A 2,437-nucleotide genomic window follows, 5' to 3' on the forward strand; every position below is an offset into this window, starting at 1 on the left:
ACGGCCACGGACAGCATCGCGGCCACCGAGTGGGCGAACGTGCAGCTGATGTATGACGCGGCCGACCTGATCGCGGCGAAGGCGGCGGCGGACGCGGCGAACCTGGCCGTGACCGACATGGCGCGCGACGACCTGCTATCTCCGGTGGAGAAGCCGGCGGAGAACCTCCGCTGGAATACGATCACGGGCGAGCGGTCGGGCATCGACGCGCAGGCGTCCGCTCTGGGCATTACGACAGAGCGTACCGCCTACACGAACGCCTACAACACGCTGAGCTCCTACATCAGCGGGCTGGGCACCGGGTTCACAACGATCCCTGGCACGGCCGTCGCGATCGTGGGAGCGACCTACCGGACGAACTTCAAGAACTACTTCGACGCGAAGCAGGCGCTGCTCAACGCGATCGCGGCGAAGTCGGCCACGGTAGCGCAGTGGTCAGGCGTGGGCGGCACCGGGCGCCCAGCGGACAACGCGTCCGCCGACCTGACGCTGGTGGGCACGGGCGCTGTTGTGGTAACGGCGAATCGCGCCGTGAAANGGCGTGGGCGGCACCGGGCGCCCAGCGGACAACGCGTCCGCCGACCTGACGCTGGTGGGCACGGGCGCTGTTGTGGTAACGGCGAATCGCGCCGTGAAAGCGAGCGGTTCGGCCGCGTGGGATTCCTCGGCGACGAGCCGGGAGAGCTACGCTGGCGGGGCATTCGTGAGCGTGCGGGCCGACGGACTGAGCGACCTGCTGTTCGGATTGAACTCCGATCCGGACACCGATTCGCACTGGTCGTCGCTCGACTTCGCGATCGAGACGCGGGTGAACGGCGGTCTGTATGTCTGGGAAAGCGGCGTGTCACGCGGTGGCCTGGTCGGCACGTACGGGGCAGGGGACACGCTATCGATCGTGCACGATGGCTCAACAGTCCGGTATTGCAAGAACGGGATCCAGCAGTTCATCACCAACTTGACGACGCCGGTCAATACGCCGCTCTTCTTCGACAGCTCGATCAATACGGTCGGCGCCTCCCTGTCGAATATTCGCCTGGGCCCGATGTCGAGCAACAACTGGGCGCTCGTCGGCGGCACCGGCAAGCCGCAGGACTACGCGACGGTCGGTGCGCCGGCAGGGACAAACGTCGGCAGCACGCCGGCGACGACGGTCGAGGCCCAGGCGGCGGCCGCTATTCCGAAGAAGACGATGACCGTTTCGATCACCGGGACGCTGCTCAGCTCAGTCGGCAACGGTACGCAGAACTACGGGTTACAGATTGCGAACGTCGGTGGAACTTATCGAGCGCCGCTGTCCTTCCGCTGGGCGTGCACGGGAGAGTCGGATAACGGGATTGCAACGATCAACTATTTCGTGTCGGGGGATACCTCAGCCGACCGGATCAACCTGAAAGGAACGGCGACGAACATGCGCATTAATGGCCAGGTCACTCTCGAAGTAACAGATGCCGACGGCATCACTACCCGAGCGACGCGTGGCCACCAACCAACTCATGGAACCTACACGCCGCAATGACGACACTTCAATATGCAATCAGCGACACGGCCGGTAGGGTGCTGGGCTTCGCCGACGAAGACCGTATCCCGGTGCTGCCGGATGGCCAGGTCGCCCACGTCATGGTGGAGCGGGTTCCTAGCTTTCCGGAGCCGCCCTTGCCGACGTCGACCCTGCACGTGGCGAACAACGAGCTGTACTGGGTCGAGACGGCGCCACTCGATCAGGCCAAGGATCTCGCTATCGCGCGCACGTACGCCGATGTCGACGCGGTCTACGAAGCGGCGATCGGCAAGCGCGAGCCGGAGTACGCAGCAGCCGAGGAGGCCGCGCGCTTCTACCTGGCTGCGCTGGTCAAGCCGGTTCCCGTGTCCGACTACATCACCGGCCACGCGCGCAGCAACCCGACCGGGAAGCAGCAGACCAACGAGTGGGCCGCGCGGCAGATCGTCGAGCGCGCCGACGCGTTCAAGTGGGCAAAGCTCCAGATGCGCAATGTCCGGTTCGACCGGCAGGCGGAGATGCGCGCGGCGACCACGCCAGAGCAGCTCGCCGCCGCCGCCGCAGCGTGGGCCGACTTCATCACCTGGCTGCGCTCGACGCTGGGCCTGTAAYCAACCCAAGAAAGGAGGTCTGATGGACAACCGTCCAGGAGTCGTCACGCTCCGCTTTACCTCGAGGTGGCCRCACAACCCGATCAGCCTGGCCATCGCCGTGCTGTCGGGTTCTCGCTTCTTCAGCCACGTGGTGGCCATCGTCGGCGACCGCGCTTACGAATCGTCGATGACGCACGGGTGCCGGGCCTGCTCGGTGCCGGACGTCATGGAAGGCATCGTCCGCTACCAGGACATGGAGGTCGAGGTGCCCGAYATYGGCGCCGCCGTCGCGTTCGCCGAAGGGCAGGGCGGCAAGCCCTACGACTTCGCCGGCGCGCTGGCCCTG

The 2,437-nt window shown here is 66.0% G+C and carries 3 protein-coding genes; all 3 read left to right on the forward strand.

Annotation, left to right across the window (positions count from 1 at the left end):
- Window positions 1–537: hypothetical protein (locus ASF77_RS24910; protein WP_229445395.1), on the forward strand; the 537-nt coding region annotated here is incomplete at both ends.
- Window positions 538–1,512: 975 nt separating this feature from the next.
- Window positions 1,513–2,109, forward strand: coding sequence for a hypothetical protein (locus ASF77_RS11440; RefSeq protein WP_156648862.1), 597 nt, complete (start codon window positions 1,513–1,515; stop codon window positions 2,107–2,109).
- A gap of 22 nt (window positions 2,110–2,131) precedes the next feature.
- On the forward strand, window positions 2,132–2,437 hold a 306-nt coding region (locus ASF77_RS11445; RefSeq protein WP_156648863.1), incomplete at its 3' end, for a hypothetical protein.

The sequence above is a fragment of the Massilia sp. Leaf139 genome (assembly GCF_001424165.1).
Lineage (GTDB): Bacteria > Pseudomonadota > Gammaproteobacteria > Burkholderiales > Burkholderiaceae_D > Telluria.